This window comes from Bacillus sp. AFS012607, assembly GCF_002558005.1.
Lineage (GTDB): Bacteria > Bacillota > Bacilli > Bacillales > Bacillaceae_G > Bacillus_A > Bacillus_A thuringiensis_S.
In genome coordinates this window covers 1-311 of sequence record NZ_NTVM01000065.1, presented here as the reverse complement: position 1 = coordinate 311, position 311 = coordinate 1, and the positions used below count along the sequence as shown (strand labels likewise).

The following is a 311-nucleotide window of genomic DNA, read 5'->3' as shown; positions in this document are numbered from 1 at the left end:
TGCAAAAAGAGAGTGCGTATCAAAATGAAAGGGGTTATTAAATGAGTACAATTAGAAGACAGGTAACGATGGATCAAGCGACAGAAGATTATATAAATGATTATATGGAAGAACACGGAATTCGATATACAGGCGAAGCAATGGGACGAATTTGCAAGGAGCATGAAGCGGCAAAAAATACAGAATGGTCGTTAAATTATGTAACGGAAGTGGTATCAAAAAACTTACATGATGTGTTAAAAAGTGAACTAACAAAAATTCGTCTTGGTGCAAATAGTGCGGATAGAAATACGCAAATTTTAATTGAGTTA

The 311-nt window shown here is 34.7% G+C and carries 1 pseudogene; it reads left to right on the top strand.

Annotated elements, in window-relative coordinates:
- Positions 1-41 precede the first annotated feature (41 nt).
- Positions 42-311: pseudogene (locus CN409_RS30585) on the top strand (hypothetical protein); the annotation flags it as partial.